This is a genomic window from Microbacterium sp. UCD-TDU (assembly GCF_000340625.1).
GTDB classification, from domain to species: domain Bacteria; phylum Actinomycetota; class Actinomycetes; order Actinomycetales; family Microbacteriaceae; genus Microbacterium; species Microbacterium maritypicum.
On the sequence record NZ_KB454446.1, the window covers coordinates 1,015,228 to 1,031,657 of the forward strand.

The window sequence follows — 16,430 nt, forward strand, 5'->3', positions numbered from 1 at the left end:
TCTTCGAGCATCTCAGTCCTCGAGCAGCTCGGCCTCGATCACATCGTCGTCGGCCGCGGGTTCGGGCGTCGTCGAGGTGAGCACGAGGCCCATCCCGTCGGCGGCCACATCCACCCGCACCGTGTCGCCGTCGTGCACGCCGCCCGAGAGCAGCGCGGTGGCCAGCTTGTTCTGCACCTCGCTCTGGATGAGGCGGCGCAGCGGTCGGGCGCCGAACATCGGGTCGTACCCGCGCTCGGCGAGCCACGACCGGGCGTCCGGGGTGACCGCGAGCGTGAGCCGGCGATCCTTCAGACGCTTGTGCAGCTGGTCGATCGACAGCTCGACGATCTGGGCGAGGTCGTCTTCGCTCAGAGCCGAGAACATCACGATATCGTCGAGACGGTTCAGGAACTCCGGCCGGAACGCCTGTCGCACGAGGGCCATGACCTGGTCGCGCTTCTCATCGGGTGCGAGCACAGGGTCGATGAGGATCGGCGATCCCAGATTCGATGTCAGGATCAGGATCACGTTCGAGAAGTCGACCGTGCGGCCCTGCCCGTCGGTCAGCCGACCGTCGTCGAGCACCTGCAGCAGCACGTCGAACACCTCGGGGTGCGCCTTCTCGACCTCGTCGAGCAGGATCACGCTGTACGGACGACGCCGCACGGCCTCGGTCAGCTGACCGCCCTGCTCGTAGCCGACGTACCCGGGAGGGGCGCCGACGAGTCGCGAGACCGAGTGCTTCTCGCCGTACTCCGACATGTCGATGCGCACCATGGCGTGCTCGTCGTCGAAGAGGAACTCGGCCAGGGCCTTGGCAAGCTCGGTCTTGCCCACACCGGTCGGTCCGAGGAACAGGAACGAACCGGTCGGGCGACCGGGGTCGCTGATGCCCGCGCGCGAGCGTCGAACCGCGTCCGACACCGCCTTGACGGCATCCTTCTGACCGATCAGGCGCTTACCGAGCTCGTTCTCCAGGTGCAGCAGCTTCTCGCTCTCGCCCTGCAGCAGACGCCCGACGGGGATGCCGGTCCACGCAGCGATCACGGCGGCGATGTCCTCATCGGTCACCTGCTCGTTGACCATGCGGGGCTCGGCGGGGGTCGCTGCCTCGGCCTGCTCGGCCTCGGCGATGTCGCGCTCCAGCCGCTTGATGGTCTCGTACTCCAGCTTCGAGGCCTTCGTGTAGTCGGCGTTGCGCATCGCGAGATCGCGCTGGGTGATCGCGTCGTCGAGCTGCTTCTTCAGCTCACCGACCCTGTTGAGCCCCTGACGCTCGCGCGCCCAGCGGGCCTCGAGCTCGGCGAGCTGCCGTTCCATGCCCACGAGCTGCTCGCGCAGAGTGCTCAGTCGCTCCTTGGAGGCGGCGTCCTTCTCCCGCTTCAGCGCGAGCTCTTCGAGCTTCATCCGGTCGACCTGGCGCTTGAGCTGGTCGATCTCGACCGGCGACGAGTCGATCTCCATCTTGAGCCGCGACATCGACTCGTCGATCAGATCGATCGCCTTGTCGGGAAGCTGGCGTGCAGGAAGATACCGGCTCGACAGTGCGGCCGCGGCCACCAGGGCGCTGTCGGAGATCGTGACACCGTGATGCGCCTCGTACCGCCCCTTGAGGCCGCGGAGGATCGCGATCGTGTCCTCGACCGTCGGCTCGCCGACGTACACCTGCTGGAAGCGGCGCTCGAGAGCGGCGTCCTTCTCGATGAACTCGCGATACTCGTTGAGCGTGGTCGCACCGATCAGGCGCAGCTCGCCGCGGGCCAGCATGGGCTTGAGCATGTTCGACGCAGCCACCGAGCCCTCGCCGCCGCCCGCCCCCATGAGCACGTGCAGCTCGTCGATGAACGTGATGACCTGACCGTCGGACTCGGTGATCTCCTTGAGCACCTGCTTCAGCCGCTCTTCGAACTGCCCGCGGTACATGGCGCCGGCCACGAGTGCGGAGATGTCGAGCGTGACCAGCTCCTTGTCCTTGAGGGACTCGGCGACGTCGCCCGCGACGATGCGCTGGGCGAGGCCTTCGACGACGGCGGTCTTTCCGACTCCGGGCTCACCGATCAGCACGGGGTTGTTCTTCGTGCGGCGGGTGAGCACCTGGCTGACGCGACGGATCTCGCTGTCGCGTCCGATCACGGGGTCGAGCTTGCCCTCGCGGGCACGGTCGGTGAGGTTGATGCCGAACTGCTCGAGGGCGGACTGCTGCTCTTGATTCTGGTTACCGGTCTGCGGGGTGGTCATGCGCTCCTCCTGGAGATGCTCCTTCTGGTCGTCTCCCACCTGCCGGATCGGAAGACGGGATCAAAGTTGAGTGTTGTTGACTCAAGTTTAGCACGCGCTGCTCTGCGATGACACCCCAGATCGCGGCGGCGACCGCCCGCTTGGACCCCGAAGCCGCACCCGCCTCGACGCCCCCTGGCCCGAGGATGTGCACCGCGTTCTCGACGGACTCGAAGCCGCGCTCCCATCCGACCTCGTTCACCACGAGGACGTCGACGCCCTTGCGCTGCTGCTTGCCGCGCGCGCGGGCGAGCATCTCGGCCTGATCCTCGGGGGTCTCCGCGGCGAAGCCGACGACGAGCTGCCCCGGTCGCCGCGCCGCGGCCAGAGACGCCACGATGTCCTCGTTCTCGATCAGGTCGATGGCCGGCACCCCGCCGCCCTCTTTCGTGAGCTTGCGCTCCGAAACCTGCACCGGTCGGTAGTCGGCGACCGCCGCCGCCATCACGACGACGTCGGCGACCTCGGACTCACGCGTCATCGCCTCAGCGAGGTCGGCGGCGGCACCGACGGGCACGATGCGGATCGACGGATGCCGCGCCTCGGCGAGCACATCGCCGGAGATATGGGCCGACACCAGGGTGACCTCGGCCCCACGGGCGGCGGCCTCGGCCGCGAGCGCGACCCCCTGCCTCCCGCTGGAGCGATTGCCGAGGAAGCGCACCGGATCGATCGGTTCCCGCGTGCCGCCGGCCGAGACCACGACGCGCACCCCGGCGAGGTCGCCAGGAGTCAGCAGCGCCTGCGCGGCGGCGAAGATCTCCTCCGGCTCCGACATCCTGCCGGGACCGCTGTCGCCGCCGGCGAGTTCGCCGTCGGCGGGTCCGACCAGATGAACCCCGCGCTCCCGCAGCGTGGCGATGTTCGCCTGCGTCGCCCGGTTCCGCCACATCTCCGCGTGCATCGCCGGGGCGAGCAGCACCGGGGCCTCGGTGGCGAGCAGCGTCGTGCCCAGGAGGTCGTCGGCGAGGCCCGCGGTGATCTTCGCGATCGAGTTCGCGGTCGCCGGGGCGACGATCACGAGTTCGGCGGCCTGGCCGAGGGCCACGTGCCGCACCTTCGCCACGTCGTCGTGCACGCTCGTGGTCACCGGGTGCCGGCTGATCGCCTCCCACGTGGGCAGACCCACGAAGCGCAGCGCATCCTCGGTGGGCACCACGGTCACGTCGTGCCCGCCCTTCGTGAGCAGGCGCACGAGGTGCACCGTCTTGTACGCGGCGATGCCGCCTGTGACTCCGACGACGATGTTCACGTCTCGATTCTGCCCCAGCATCCGCCGTCGTGGGCCGACGCCGGCATCCTCGACCTAGACTTGGCACCGTGTGCACGGTCGTGATCGATGTCGAGAATGCCGGTTCCGCACGACTTCTCGCGGTCCGGGACGAAGACCCGCTGCGGGCGTGGGACTCCCTCGGAGCCTGGTGGCCCGAGGAGCACCCCGGCGTGATCGGGATCCGCGACCGTCGGGCCGGTGGAGCCTGGCTCGCCGCGAATCCCGCCGAGCGTCGCCTCGCGGTGCTGTTGAACCGCGCGGATGTGCAGGGCCTCCCCGAGGCGCACGTCGTCTCGCGCGGCGCCCTCGCGCTGGAGTCGGTCAGCGGCCGCTCCCCCGTCGCGCCGCTGTCGATGCATGGCTTCAATCTGCTCGAAGTGCGGCCGGAGGGCGCCAGGGTGCTGTCGTGGGACGGCGTCGAGCTGCGTGAGACGCCCATCGATCCGGGCACGCACATGATCGCCCACGACGACCTCGACGATGTGACGACCCCGCGGATCGAGGCCTGGCTGCCGGAGTTCCGCGCCCTCGGGCCGACCGCTGACAGCGCGGACTGGACGGCCGAGTGGACCGCGCTGCTCGCATCCTCGACCGCCCTTGCGCCGGAGGACGACCGGGCGATCATCCGCGACAACCGTCCGCACGGCTACCCGACGCAGTCACTGCTCTACTGCGTCGCCACGGTCACCGGCGACGGTGTCGAGGTGCGCGACGTCACCCTCCCGACCCCGGCGCACTGGACCGAGTAGCCGACGCGACCGGCTACTCGTCCGGTCCGATCCCGGCTCAGGCTGCGGGCGCCGCCGACTCCTCGGCGCAGGAGAACCGCGCGCGGTAGGCCGTCGGGGTCAGGCCGAGCACCCTGGCGAAGTTCTGCCGGAGCACGGCCGCCGAGCCGAATCCGCACTCGTCGGCGATGTGCTCGAGCGGGAGGTCGGTGCGCTCCAGCATCCGCTGCGCGTGGATGATGCGCTGACGCGCGAGCCAGGCCGCGGGCGTGGCACCGTACTCGGCCTTGAAGCGGCGGGCGAAGGTGCGCGGCGACATCAACGCCCTGGCCGCGAGCCGGTCGACGCCGAGGTCGTCGCGCAGATGCGCGACCGCCCAGTCGGCGACGGCGGCCAGCGAGTCGGTCGGGACCACCGGGATAGGACGGTCGATGAACTGTGCCTGGCCGCCGTCGCGCTGGGGCGGCACGACCATCCGGCGGGCGATGCGGTTGGTGAGCTCGGCGCCCACCTCCTGCCGGAGCAGGTGCAGGCACGCGTCGATCCCTGCGGCCGTTCCCGCGCTCGTGATGATCTTGCCGTCCTGCACGAACAGCACGTCGGGGTCGATGTCGATCCCCGGGTACATCTCAGCCATGACGTGCGCGTACATCCAGTGCGTGGTGGCGCGCCGACCGTCGAGCACTCCTGCCGCGGCGAGGATGAACGAGCCGCTGCAGACGCTCATCACCCAGGCGCCACGGTCGACCGCGTGCCTGGCGACGTCGAGCAGGAGCGGGTCGATGTCGCCCCACCGCTCGCGAGGAAGGGGACAGAACACCACGAGGTCGGCTTCGTACGCGAAGGTCAGATCGTGCTCGACGTTGACCGAGAAGCCGATCTTCGAGGTCACGACCCCGGCACGGGGAGCGACGATGCGGAAGTCGAAGTTCGGCACGCCGTCATCGGCGCGGTCCAGGCCGAACGCCTCGCAGGCGACGCCGAACTCGAAGGGTGCGAATCCGTCTTGGATGACGCAGGCGACCGTCTTCATTCTCACACTCCCGTTGGCGGTTTTCTGACGTTGATAGTCAATCCTGCCACTCGTGGCGGTTCGACATCGAACGTAGCGTTTCTGCCATGGTACTCCTCATCGCACTCCTCATCCTCGCCGCGTGGGCCACCGTCGCCACCGTCATCGAGCTGCGCCGCGACGGCTACCGACGCACTCCCACCGATTGGACGCGCGTCGCCGGCCGCGACATCGACCAGCAGGCCGAATCGGGCCACGTCTATCGCTGATCACCGCGGCACAGCACCCGGGGCTACGCTCGTCGTCATGAGCGAGCCTCAGCAGCCTCCCGTTCCGCCCGCCGTGCATCTGCCCGCCGCGCCGCAGTATCCGGGGGTCCCGCACCCAGCCGCTGCACCGCATGCGACCGCCCCGCAGCACCCCGCCCCGGCCTCCGGAGCCCCGGCTCCTCCCACGGCACACCCGACCGCGTACCCGACGCCCGCGAGCCCGCTGTTCCCCGGTCACCTCGCGTACCGGGCTCAGGCCCGTGAGGGCAACCCGCTCGGCGTCACGGCCTTCGTGATCGCGGTGGCCACTCTCGCCGTCAACCTGTTCGGTGCCGTCGCCCGGCCGCTGGTCTACAGCGGCGACGGAGGGTTCGAGTTCATGCTCGCCCTCGACAACGGCATCGGCATCCTCAGCTTCTTCACCTACGTCGTGGCGCTGGTGCTGGCACTGGTGGCGGTGCGCCGTTCCTCCGCGCGAATGCTCGCTGGGATCGCCATCGGGGTGGCAGGAGCCGGTGCCATCGGGCTCGCCTTCACCGGTCTCACGATCGCCCTGTACCAGTACTACTGAGCCGGCGCCCGCTCCGGGAAGCCACCGGGTCAGCCGCCGGCGCGCACCCGCTCGTAGACCTCGACCATCGCCGCCGTGCGCGATGACTGCCGGAACGCCTCGGCGACCTCCGGAAGGGGCGTCGGAGCCGTGCCGTCGGCGATGTCGGATGCGGCCTGCCGCAGGGTCTCGGCGAGCGCGGCGGTCCGCCGGTCTTCACCGGCCGCGTCGGGAACAGCCCAGAGCCCGCCCCCCAGCTCGGCGGCGATGTCGGGGTCGCAGATCACCGACGGCGTCCCCAGCGTGGCGGCTTCGAACGGGGTCATCCCCTGGGTCTCGAAGCCGATCGACGTCTGCACCAGCGCGTCGGCGGCGGCGATCCGCGCCAGGGTCTGCGGGTAGGTGAGCCGTCCGGCGAAGTGCACGCCGTCGCGTCCGCGGACGATCTTCTCGGCGGCCGCACGCTGGGCCCCGCCACCGATGATCTCCAGATCGGCGTCGACCCCCGAGGCGACGAACGCCTCGAGGAACGGCAGCAGCCGCTTCTCGGGGCTCATCCGACCGAGCCAGACGAACCGTGGGCGCCCGGGGGCACGCTCGGCGGGTCCCTGTGCCAGCGTCTGCGCGCGCAGGTCGTCGTCGATGCCGTTCCAGATCACATCGACGTGAGGGAAGACGTCGTGCTGTTCGAGGCGTCGGGCGAAGTGCGTCGACGGCGCCGTGACGGCGGAGGCCCCGGCGGCCAGGCCGCGCAGGAACGCCCACCCGTCGCTGCCGCGCACCCGGTCGCGCCCGCTGCTCGTGGCGACGCCGCGCATCGCGATGCCGCGCCACGTGTTCAATGCGACGAGCACCGGACGATGCAGCGGAGTGACGGCCGCGATGCCGACATCGACCCGGTTGTGCATCGTGTGCACGACCGGGATGCCGTGGCGCTGCGCGTAGCGGTGCCCGATGAACGCGCCCCAGAAATCGGCCTGGACATGCACCAGATCCACGGGCGGCCGGCGGGTCATGGCCTTGTCGAGGAAACGGTCGGTCGCACGCCCCGGCCAGCTCATCGAGTACTCGCGGTCGCTCGTGATCGGCATCGAGGGCAGATCGACGTACGCCCCGCCGTGCGAGCCGGACGAGGACCGCGACCCGTGCATCTTCGGAGCGACGACCGTGACGGTGTGTCCGGCGCGCTCGAGGAACTCGCGCTGGAGTCGCATCGACACCTGAGCTCCGCCGAGGGAGTCGAGGTGCTGATCGCCGAAGAAGACGATGTGCATGGCGGGCTACTCCGGCAGCGGCTCGTCGCGGTACAGCGCCTCGAACGTGTCGAGGGTGCGGTTGATGTCGTGGATCGCGACGCCGTCGAGCGAGGCCCGCTGCATCCGCTCGTACTCCGCAGGCTCCGCGGTGAGCACGTCGGTCAGACGTGCGGCGAGCTCATCGACGTTCCCGGGCTCGAACAGGTACCCGTTCTCGCCGTCGTGCACGAGGTGCGGGAGGGCGACGGCATCCGCGGCGACGATCGGCAGAGCCGAGGCCATCGCCTCCATGGTCGCGATGGACTGCAACTCGGCGATCGAGGCGATCACGAACAGGCTCGCTCGCGAGAGCAGCGCGCGAAGCTCCTCATCGCTCGTGCGGCCATGGAAGGTGACGCGATCGGCCAGGCCGAGCTGCGCCGTCAGATGCTCCAGCTGCTTGCGCTGATCGCCGCCGCCGACGATGTCGAACGTCGTGGCGAGCGCCGGGTCGAGCTTCGTCATCGCCTTGAGGATGACCTCGACCTGCTTCTCGGCGGTGAGCCTGCCGACGAAGATGATCCTGTTCTTCTCGCGCGGGGCGATCACCGGCGTGTACTGCGTGCGGTCGATGCCGCAGCTGACCGGGATGACGCCCTCCACCTCGACGGTCTTCTCGAGGAAGTCGGCGGCGCGGCGCGTGGGCGTGGTGATGGCGCGGGTCATGTCGAACGTGCGCTTCGCATCCGCCCAGGCGAACTTGAGCACCAGGTCGTCGATGAACTTCGGCATGGTCGTGTGGTCGAGGATGTTCTCGGCCATGACGTGATTGGTCGCGATGACCGGGATGCCTCGTTCGTTCGCGATGTACGCGAGCCCGCGGCCGATCACGATGTGCGACTGGATGTGCACGACATCCGGCTGCACCTGGTCGAGAACCTTGCGTGCATAGTGCTTCGAGCGCCACGGCCACACGAACCGCAGCCAGTCGTGCGGTGCCCAGCGCAGCGACGGCAGCCGGTGCAGGGTCATCGGCTCGCCCTCGATCACCTCGGTGTGCGGCTGCGTACGCCGATACGCCTGGTTGGGGGCCACGACGTGCACGTCGTGGCCGCGCTGCACCAGGCCGGCGGCGAGACGCTCGGCGAAGCGGGCGGCGCCGTTGATGTCGGGCGAGAAGGTGTCGCAGCCGATCACGATCTTCAACGGTCGGGGCGAGGATTCGGCGGCGGAGCCGCTCGACGGATCGATCGGATCGTCGGAGGAGGTCACAGACATGCTGCCTTACGATGTGGCGGCCAAGGAAGAGCCCTGGTCGGGCGCTGGCCACTCTACCCGAGGGGCCTGATCGCACGGCCGAGGCGTACCGGCCATCGCCCAGGCGCCAGCCGATACCGTGGAGTCATGCGACTGACTGCCGAGGCCGATCCCCAGCTGTGGATTCCCGTGACGGACTCGCTCGGTTGGAAGGGGCGCCGCCACCGCAAGGCAGCGATCCGGATGCTGCTCGGCCAGGTCAACGCGGCCGTGGGTGCGACCGAGCGGCCGGGGTCGAAGTTCGGCGCGTGGGCGATGAGCCAGGCGGCGCCGATGCTCATGAAGCGCGCGGACGGCCGCGTGCTGGTGTGGACGTGGAACGCGGAGCCCGAACTGATCGTGGCGATGGCGACCGCGCAGGTGCTGACCCCGGACGTGCGCATCGCACGCGCCTCGATGCCGATGGACTACGACGACACCGAGTCGTTCCCCACCCGGCTCGGGGTGGGCGAGAAGCTGCTGGTCCCGATGCCGCCCTCGCCGGCGTCACCGCCCTTCGCGACCTACACCTGGGACACGGGAACGCACCTTGTCACCCTGACGGCGGTGTGCAGCGACAAGGAACGCTTCGGCACGCTGATCGGTGCACTCGACGACCTGGCGCGCAGCCTCCGCATCGCCGACGACCTCGCGGGTGGGGAATCGCCCGACGTGCTGCGACTCGATCCCGCCTGAGGCACACCCTCGAATAGGACCTGGGCAGATCCGCAACCCAGGGGGGTAACGAGATGTGGACTAACCACCAGAGCGAGCCGGCCGCCGGCACGATCGTTCCGCCGGTGCTCTATCTGCCGGTGAGCGAAAATCTCGAAGGCCAAGGGCAGCGGTTCACCGTGCACCCGCTGACAGACGGGCGGTCGGGTCTGCTGGCGCATACGGCGCTCGATCGACTCGCGGCATGCTGCGGAGAACAACAGCCGTGGGTCATGCTGGCGACGCCTGATCTCGGCCGAGTGAAGCGCGTGCAACCGTTCGACGTGGTGGCATTCGACGTCCCCGTCCCCATCTCTCTACGACAAGGCGGACGGCTCAGATGATGACGGACATCTATATGGATCGCGACGGGATGGAGCTCCGACTGAAGGAGGTTGTCGCCCGTGTCGACGAATTTGACACCAAGCTCGGGGAGTTCCCGTCCACACCGGACGCCGGTATCGCAACGTCGATCATTGCTTTGATCGCTTCGGCCGGGGCCGAAGCAGCCGGCGTAGCGAATGATGCGACACGCGCACTGTCGGCCGTCACGCACGATGTGCTCAACGACCTGACCCTCTCCAACGAAGAGATCGCGGACGAGATCCGCGACATCGAGGAGGAGCTGGACAAGTCATGAGCATTGACCTGAACATCCCCGGCGATCCGCCGGCCATCCGAGCCCGAGTCGACGGCGGCGTGGGACGCGTTCCTGTCGCGCGTCGCCACGTACAACGACCTCGCAACCCGCGTCGGCACGTGGTGGGGAGAACTCGAAGCGTGACACTTTTACCGATCAGCTCCGTTCCGGCAACCCCGCGACCGGCGGCGCCATCGCCGCGGCCGGCGGACCGGTCGGATGGGTGATCGGGGGTGCGGTGGTTGCCACGGTGGCTGTCGGCTCCGCGGCGACCTGGGCATGGGAGGCGTGGGTGCCGATCGATGCTCGCGAGTCGATCGACGAGTGGCTGGCGGACGGCACGCGCTTCTGGCAACCGCCCCAGCTGGCAGGCTGAACGGATGCCGATGAACACTGTCGCTCGTTCTCCACGCATCGTCGACGGATCGCGGTCAGTCCATCCGAACGGCCGCTTCCCGACCGCGGCGCTCGTGGTTGTCGGCGTGCTTCCGCTGGTGCCTCTGCTACTGGCCGTCGTGGACGCACGCCCGGGTTTCCGGCTCGTCCTGCTCTCGCTGACCGTGTACGCCGCGACGCTCGCGGTCGCGCTCTGGTTCTGGGTCCGGTCAATGCGTGAACGCCTCATCCGGATCGCTGAGACCGGCCCGCTGCGGTTCGCGCCGCCCGGCGGAGTACGTACCACTCAGTGGCTTATCCCCATGGCAGGCCTCCTTCCCGCCGCCATGACCTACCTGGTCCAGATCCTGGGCCTTCCGACGATGAGCAGTCGCCTGCTCGATTGGGGACCGTACCTCCTCGCGGCCGTCTCCCTCGTCAGTCTCGGGCGAGAGGTCATGTCACTTCGCCGGCCGCTCGGCCTCGCGGTCGACGAGCGCGGCCTCCACGGGGTGCGCAGATCCGCGCCGCTCGAGGCCTCCTGGGAGGAGATCGGCACCGTCACGCCCGTCGGGCCCTACGGGCCGAAGCTGGCGGTCTCGGTCGCGGGACGCGCACCCGTGATCGTCGATGCACATCACCTGGGCTCCGACCCGGCGGCGGTGGCTGCCGTCGTCTCCTTCTTCCGCGACTCTCCCGAGCAGCGCATACCCTGGCCGACGGCACCGTCGCGATGCGCACGGCCGAGAGCGCGTTGCGGAGCTGAGAGCGCCCGCTTGCCGACGGGTGGATCAGTCCGACTCCGCCGGCCGCTGCCACAGCTCGATCGCGAGACCTTCAGGGTCGTGGATGCGGGCGAACGTGCCGTACTCCTCGGTGTTCCACTCGTCGCGGCGCTCCACGGGGATGCCTTCGGATTCGAGCCGCGCGGCGAGCTGCTCGATGTCGGCCACGCGCAGGTTGAGCATGAACTGCTGGTCGGCGGCGAAGTAGTCGCTGTCGGCGGGGAACGGCGCGAACACGGTCATGCCCGCATCCTGTTGCCAGATCCCGGTGTGACCGGCGCTGATCCCGAGATGCTCCTGGTACCAGGCGGCCCTCGCCTCCGGGTCCCTGCTGCGGAAGAAGAGGCCACCGATGCCCGTAACGTCTGAAGTCATGTTCCCGTTCTAACCGACCCACGGGCGGGGATCCAGTCATTCCCAGCCGCGCGCCTCCAGCCACTCCTTCGCGACCTTCGCGGGTGCCCGCACGAGCCAGGCGTCCGTGATGATCTCCGCCAGCCGGTCGCGGTCGACGGTGTCGAGACGCACGAGCAGTCCCGGATATCCGTGGAAATACGGGATGGTGAACAGTGCCTCCGGTTCGGCCGCGAGCAGCGCCTCCTTCTCCTCCAGGTCGGCGACCCGCACCGCGAGCACGACGCCCGCCGGCCGCTCCCGCCCAAGCTCCGCCAGCTGCCTGAGATCGGTCGCGCTCGGCCCGCGCAGCCACGCGAACTGGCCGCTCTTGAGCCGCCAGGCCGCCGCGCCCGTGTGGCCGCTCACCGATTCCTCGACCCCCGGCAGTGCGAGGGCGATCCCGCGCACGTCGTCGATCGTCACCATCCCGACATCGTCCTCCACCCGGCGTCCTGCCACAATGTCCTCATGCTCCCCGCCTGGACACGCCCGCTGTCGCATCGCGAACTCCTCGAGCGCGGCGAGGAGGCCCGAAAGCGCGCGCCGCGACGCGCCCTCGCCGAACTCGCGAGCGGCACGCGCGATCCCCTCGGCATCCTGGCGGCACAGAACAGCTCCCGAATCCCCGAGCTGCTCCCCCTGCGGGCCGAACGCATGTCGACGACTCCCTTCGCGTTCTATCGCGGTACCGCGGCGCTGATGGCCGCCGACCTCGCGGATGCGCCGCACAGCGGCATCCTCGTCGCCTCCTGCGGCGACGCCCACGTGTCGAACTTCGGGTTCTACGCCTCGGCCGAACGACGACTGATGTTCGACCTCAACGACTTCGACGAAGCCGCATGGGCGCCGTGGGAGTGGGATGTGAAGAGGCTCGTCGCGAGCATCGTCGTCGGAGGCAGGGCGAGCGGCCGCTCCGATGAGGTCATCGACACCGCCGTCCTCACCGCCGTCTCCGGCTACGCCCGGGGCATCGCACGCGCGACCGAGCTGAGCCCGACCGCCCGCTACTTCACGCACTTCGACGTCGCCTCGTCACGGACCATGCTCGACAAGGCCTCGCAGAAGGCGATCCGCCGGGCGGTGAAGCAGGCGGAGCGACGCACCGGCGAGCGTGCGGTGCGCCGGCTCACTGTGGAGGATGCCGACGGCCGCCGTCGCTTCGTGCCCGACGAACCGACCACCACCGCGGTCGGCCCCGCACTCCTCGACGCCGTGCACGATCTGCTGTCGCAGTATCGCCGCACCACGAGCCCCGACGTCGCCCTGCTGTTCGACCACTTCACCGTGAGCGACGTCGCACGCCGCGTGGTCGGCGTCGGCAGCGTGGGCACGCGCTGCTACCTGGTGCTCTTCCAGGATGGCGAGGGGGCCACGATCCTGATGCAGCCGAAGCAGGCGTCGCAGAGCGTGCTGGTGGAGTACGGCCGCATCCCCCAGCCGACCGCGCTGCAGGAGGTGATCGACGCCGACGGCGAAGGAGCGCGCGTCGTCGCGATGCAGCGCATCCTGCAGGCCCTCTCCGACCCGTTCCTCGGGCACATGCGCAACACGAACGCCGACTTCTACGTGCGGCAGTTCCACGACATGAAGGGCAGCATCGACGTCGAAGACCTCGACGACGGGCCGTTCATCACGTACGGGCAGGCGTGCGCCGCGACCATCGCCCGCGCCCACAGCCAGTCGCTGACAGCCACCGAGGTCGCCGGCTACATCGGCAACGGGCGGGTGCTCGGGCAGGCGCTGCTCGAGTGGGCCCGCGCGTACGCCGCGGTGTCGCTCGCCGACTACGAGGCCTTCCGCGCGTCCCTCTGACGACTTCCGACCAGGACGCCCCTCTCAGCGCACGATGCGCAGTGTCCGCACCTCGAACGGACGCAGCTTCAACTCTCCACCGATCCGCGCGTCGTCGATGTCGTCTTCGATCAGGCTCACCTCGCGCACCTCGCGGTGTGCGAACCCGACCGACAGCTCGCCGACCGTGCGCCGTCCGAGCGCCTCGTACACGCGCACGATCACGTCGCCCGAGCCGTCGTCGGCGAGCTTGACCGCCGACACCACGATGCCCTCTCCCTCCACCGACACGAGGGGCTCGACCTCGCGCTCACCGCGCACGACGCTCGGAAGCGCGTTGATCCGGATGCCCTCGGCCGTCGCGATCGCGGCATCCGCTCCGATCACGAAGCCGACCTCGATCTCGTGGTGGCCGTGGTCGGTGTCGGGGTCGGGGAAGCGCGGCGCCCGCAGCAGCGAGAGTCGCACGGTCGTGGCGACCGCGTCGTCGGACACCTCGCGCGAGGTGTCGTAGCCGTAGATCGAGTCGTTCACCAGGGCCACGCCGAAATCCTGCTCGCGCACCAGCACGAAGCGGTGCATCGAGGTCTCGAACTTCGCAGCCTCCCAGCTCGTGTTCGTGTGCGTGACGCGCGACTGGTAGCCGAACTGGGTCTCGGCGTCAGTGTGCGCGGCCTGGATGTCGAGCGGGAAGGCGAGCTTGAGCAGCTTCTCGGTCTCGTGCCAGTCGATCTCGTTGCGCAGCAGCACGGTCCGCGACTCCGGCTGGAGGATGATCGTCTGCTCGATGGTCGACTCCGAGAACGGACGCACGACCACGATCCGGGCGGAGCCGCCGACCATCGAAGCCTCGATCGACGACACCGCCGTGAGGTCGTCGACGCTGCCCAGGTAGTACCGGTCGATGTCCCACGCATCCCACATGTTCGGGAAGTCCTGGTGCAGCTGGAACAGGTTCGCGGCCTTGCCCGGCGCGACGGCGTCACGTCCGGTGGCCTTGTCGACGGCCGAGACGATCAGACCTTCGCCCGACACCAGCACCGAGACGAGTTCGTTCTCCAGGCGCCAGCCGCCGTCCTCCTCGGTGAGCGAGACCGCAGCGGCGGTCGACTCGGAGACGAACGCCGCGCCGAGCGCGCGACCGCTCCCCACCGACGTCGGCTCGAACCGCAGCTCGCGATCACCCTCGCCGGCGAGCGAATGGCGGGCGGCAACCGCGATGTCGCGAGCATCCGACAGCACATCCGACAACACGGCGACAGCTTCACGATGCACCCACGCGATCGACGTGCCCGGCAGGATGTCGTGGAACTCGTGCAGCAGCACGGCCTGCCACAGCCGGTCGAACTCGGCCTGGGGATACGCGGCGCCGGTACGCACGGCATCGGTCGCGGCCCACAGCTCGGCCTCGATCAGCGCGTGCTCCGCCCACCGGTGCAGCGCCTTGGTGGCGTGCTGGCTGGTGAGCGTTCCGCGGTGCAGCTCGAGGTACAGCTCGCCGACCCACACCGCCGGGTTCGGCAGCTCGGCCTTGGCGGCGTCGAAGAAGTCGTCCGGGTGCTCCCACACGACCTGCGCGCTGCCCTCGAGGTCGCGCAGGCGCTCGGCCTTGCCCGTCATCTCGCGGGTCGTGCCACCGCCGCCGTCACCCCAGCCGACCGGGGCGATCGACCGCGAGCTGAGGCGGTTCTCCTTGAACTGGCGAGCGGCCTTCGCGACCTCCATGCCGCTGAGCTGCGAGTTGTAGGTGTCCATCGAGGGGAAGTGCGTGAACACCTGCGAACCGTCGATGCCCTCCCACAGGAAGGAGTGGTGCGGGAAGACGTTCTGCTGGTTCCAGGAGATCTTCTGCGTGAAGAACCACTCGAACCCGGCGCGGCGCATCAGCTGCGGCAGGGCCGGCGAGTACCCGAAGCTGTCCGGCAGCCAGACGCCCTTCGAGCGGATGCCGAACTCGCGCTCGAAGAACCGCTGCCCGTGCGAGAACTGCCGCACGAGCGACTCCCCCGTCGGCATCACGGTGTCGGACTCGACCCACATGCCGCCGAGCGGCAGGAAGCGGCCCGCGGCGACCGCGGCCTTGACCCGCTCCCACACCTCGGGGCGGTGCTCCTTGATCCACGCGTACTGCTGCGCGCTCGACATGCCGTACTGGAACTGCGGATGCTCGTCGATGAGCGTCGTCATCGACGACGTGGTGCGCGCGACCTTGCGGATCGTCTCCCGCACCGGCCACAGCCACGCCGAGTCGATGTGCGCGTGTCCGACGGCCGAGATGCGGTGCGCACTCGCCTCGGCGGGCGCGGCGAGCACGTCGGCGAGGCGGGCGCGGGCGGCGGGCGCGGTCGCCACGATGCGCTGTAGGTCGAGCACGTCGAGCGCGTCGTCCATGGCCTGCAGGATGCGCATGCGCCGTGGCGAGGTCGCCGGCAGCTCGGCCTGCAGCTCGAACAGCACCTCCAGGTCGAGGGAGAGGTCGAAGACCTCCTCCTCGAACACCGCCAGATCCATCCGGCGCGTGCGGTAGAGCGGCTCCTTCGAGGAGGTGAGGATGTCGCCCTCCTGCGTCGGCAGGAAGGGGTGGTAGTCCAGCAGCACCGGGTTGGATGCCGCTTCGAGGTACAGCTCGACGGGCTCGTCGCCCGCGGCGGCCTCGGCGATCGGCACCCACTGGTTGCGCGGATTGATGCTCTTCACGGGGACCGGGTCGGAATCCGCGGCACCCCGGCGATAGGCCAGCGCCTCGCACTGGAAGCCGGTCATGTTCACGTCGAAGCCGAGATCGATGAGGGCCTCGACACGACGCCCCGCCCACTCGGCGGGCACACGGCCGGTGAGCTTGAACCAGGTGGTGCCCCAGGCCGGCCCCCAAGGAGCGCCGACCGCACCGGGCTCGAAGTCGAGCGCGAGTCCCTCGGCAGGAGCGATGGGCTCCCCTGGCAGCTCGCGGATCTCGACGCCCAGCGGCACGGAAGCGGAGTGGATCGCGGGGCGGATGCGCTCCTCGAGCACGCGCTTGACGCGGCCGACGGTGAGCGAGGTGTCGTCATGCATGGGTGGGTCTCCGGGCTCGACGGTGGGTGGGGGACGGGGTTCTGAACAGGGAT

General features: G+C 69.5%; 16 protein-coding genes. 8 read left to right on the top strand and 8 right to left on the bottom strand.

Going from position 1 to position 16,430, the window contains the following annotated elements; genetic code table 11:
* Positions 1-12: 12 nt before the first annotated feature.
* Together D514_RS27795 and coaBC are read right to left on the bottom strand one after the other, a co-directional pair.
* Complete coding sequence (locus tag D514_RS27795; RefSeq protein ID WP_017829611.1) at positions 13-2,220, bottom strand: ATP-dependent Clp protease ATP-binding subunit; 2,208 nt, start codon at positions 2,218-2,220, stop codon at positions 13-15.
* Positions 2,198-3,511 carry a bifunctional phosphopantothenoylcysteine decarboxylase/phosphopantothenate--cysteine ligase CoaBC gene (gene coaBC, locus D514_RS27800; protein WP_081603901.1) on the bottom strand — a complete coding sequence of 438 codons (1,314 nt, stop codon included), beginning with the start codon at positions 3,509-3,511 and terminating at the stop codon, positions 2,198-2,200. The genes D514_RS27795 and coaBC overlap by 23 nt, the downstream gene beginning before the upstream one ends.
* A gap of 68 nt (positions 3,512-3,579) precedes the next feature.
* Here coaBC and D514_RS27805 point away from each other — a divergent pair, with 68 nt between their 5' ends.
* Positions 3,580-4,281, top strand: a complete 702-nt coding sequence (locus D514_RS27805; RefSeq protein ID WP_017829613.1) for an NRDE family protein — start codon at positions 3,580-3,582, stop codon at positions 4,279-4,281.
* A 37-nt stretch (positions 4,282-4,318) separates the two neighbouring features.
* On the opposite strand, the gene D514_RS27810 is transcribed toward D514_RS27805, so the two are convergent.
* Positions 4,319-5,293, bottom strand: a complete 975-nt coding sequence (locus D514_RS27810; protein WP_017829614.1) for a GlxA family transcriptional regulator — start codon at positions 5,291-5,293, stop codon at positions 4,319-4,321.
* A gap of 86 nt (positions 5,294-5,379) precedes the next feature.
* On the opposite strand from D514_RS27810, the gene D514_RS38945 reads away from it, so the two are divergent.
* Both D514_RS38945 and D514_RS27815 read left to right on the top strand, forming a co-directional pair.
* The gene (locus D514_RS38945; RefSeq protein WP_017829615.1) at positions 5,380-5,541 is read left to right on the top strand and encodes a hypothetical protein; all 162 of its coding nucleotides are present in this window, start codon (positions 5,380-5,382) and stop codon (positions 5,539-5,541) included.
* A 37-nt stretch (positions 5,542-5,578) separates the two neighbouring features.
* Positions 5,579-6,112, top strand: coding sequence for a hypothetical protein (locus D514_RS27815; RefSeq protein WP_144052976.1), 534 nt, complete (start codon positions 5,579-5,581; stop codon positions 6,110-6,112).
* Positions 6,113-6,141: 29 nt separating this feature from the next.
* Here the strand turns inward: D514_RS27815 and D514_RS27820 are convergent, their stop codons facing one another.
* A complete protein-coding gene (locus D514_RS27820) occupies positions 6,142-7,365 on the bottom strand; it encodes a glycosyltransferase (protein ID WP_017829617.1) in 1,224 nt (407 codons plus the stop codon).
* Between the two features lie 6 nt (positions 7,366-7,371).
* Positions 7,372-8,604 (bottom strand): glycosyltransferase, encoded by a 1,233-nt coding sequence (locus D514_RS27825; RefSeq protein WP_017829618.1) that lies wholly within the window; start codon positions 8,602-8,604, stop codon positions 7,372-7,374.
* Positions 8,605-8,730: 126 nt separating this feature from the next.
* Between D514_RS27825 and D514_RS27830 the strand changes: the two genes are divergently transcribed.
* The 4 genes from D514_RS27830 to D514_RS39385 all read left to right on the top strand — a co-directional run bounded on the left by D514_RS27830 (position 8,731) and on the right by D514_RS39385 (position 10,352).
* Positions 8,731-9,318 carry a hypothetical protein gene (locus D514_RS27830; protein ID WP_017829619.1) on the top strand — a complete coding sequence of 196 codons (588 nt, stop codon included), beginning with the start codon at positions 8,731-8,733 and terminating at the stop codon, positions 9,316-9,318.
* 53 nt (positions 9,319-9,371) lie between these two features.
* Positions 9,372-9,680, top strand: coding sequence for an SAV_915 family protein (locus D514_RS27835; RefSeq protein WP_017829620.1), 309 nt, complete (start codon positions 9,372-9,374; stop codon positions 9,678-9,680).
* Positions 9,677-9,976, top strand: a complete 300-nt coding sequence (locus D514_RS38070; RefSeq protein WP_017829621.1) for a hypothetical protein — start codon at positions 9,677-9,679, stop codon at positions 9,974-9,976. Before D514_RS27835 ends, D514_RS38070 begins: the two co-directional genes overlap by 4 nt.
* A gap of 250 nt (positions 9,977-10,226) precedes the next feature.
* Entirely contained in the window at positions 10,227-10,352 is a 126-nt protein-coding gene (locus D514_RS39385; RefSeq protein WP_269078427.1) for a hypothetical protein, read from the top strand.
* Between the two features lie 790 nt (positions 10,353-11,142).
* Here D514_RS39385 and D514_RS38460 read toward each other — a convergent pair.
* Together D514_RS38460 and D514_RS27850 are read right to left on the bottom strand one after the other, a co-directional pair.
* Complete coding sequence (locus D514_RS38460) at positions 11,143-11,511, bottom strand: VOC family protein (protein WP_081603867.1); 369 nt, start codon at positions 11,509-11,511, stop codon at positions 11,143-11,145.
* 36 nt (positions 11,512-11,547) lie between these two features.
* Positions 11,548-11,958, bottom strand: a complete 411-nt coding sequence (locus D514_RS27850; protein WP_031205744.1) for an MmcQ/YjbR family DNA-binding protein — start codon at positions 11,956-11,958, stop codon at positions 11,548-11,550.
* A 42-nt stretch (positions 11,959-12,000) separates the two neighbouring features.
* Here D514_RS27850 and D514_RS27855 point away from each other — a divergent pair, with 42 nt between their 5' ends.
* Positions 12,001-13,344, top strand: coding sequence for a DUF2252 domain-containing protein (locus tag D514_RS27855; RefSeq protein ID WP_017829625.1), 1,344 nt, complete (start codon positions 12,001-12,003; stop codon positions 13,342-13,344).
* 24 nt (positions 13,345-13,368) lie between these two features.
* On the opposite strand, the gene D514_RS27860 is transcribed toward D514_RS27855, so the two are convergent.
* Complete coding sequence (locus D514_RS27860; RefSeq protein ID WP_017829626.1) at positions 13,369-16,377, bottom strand: glycoside hydrolase family 38 C-terminal domain-containing protein; 3,009 nt, start codon at positions 16,375-16,377, stop codon at positions 13,369-13,371.
* Positions 16,378-16,430: the final 53 nt, after the last annotated feature.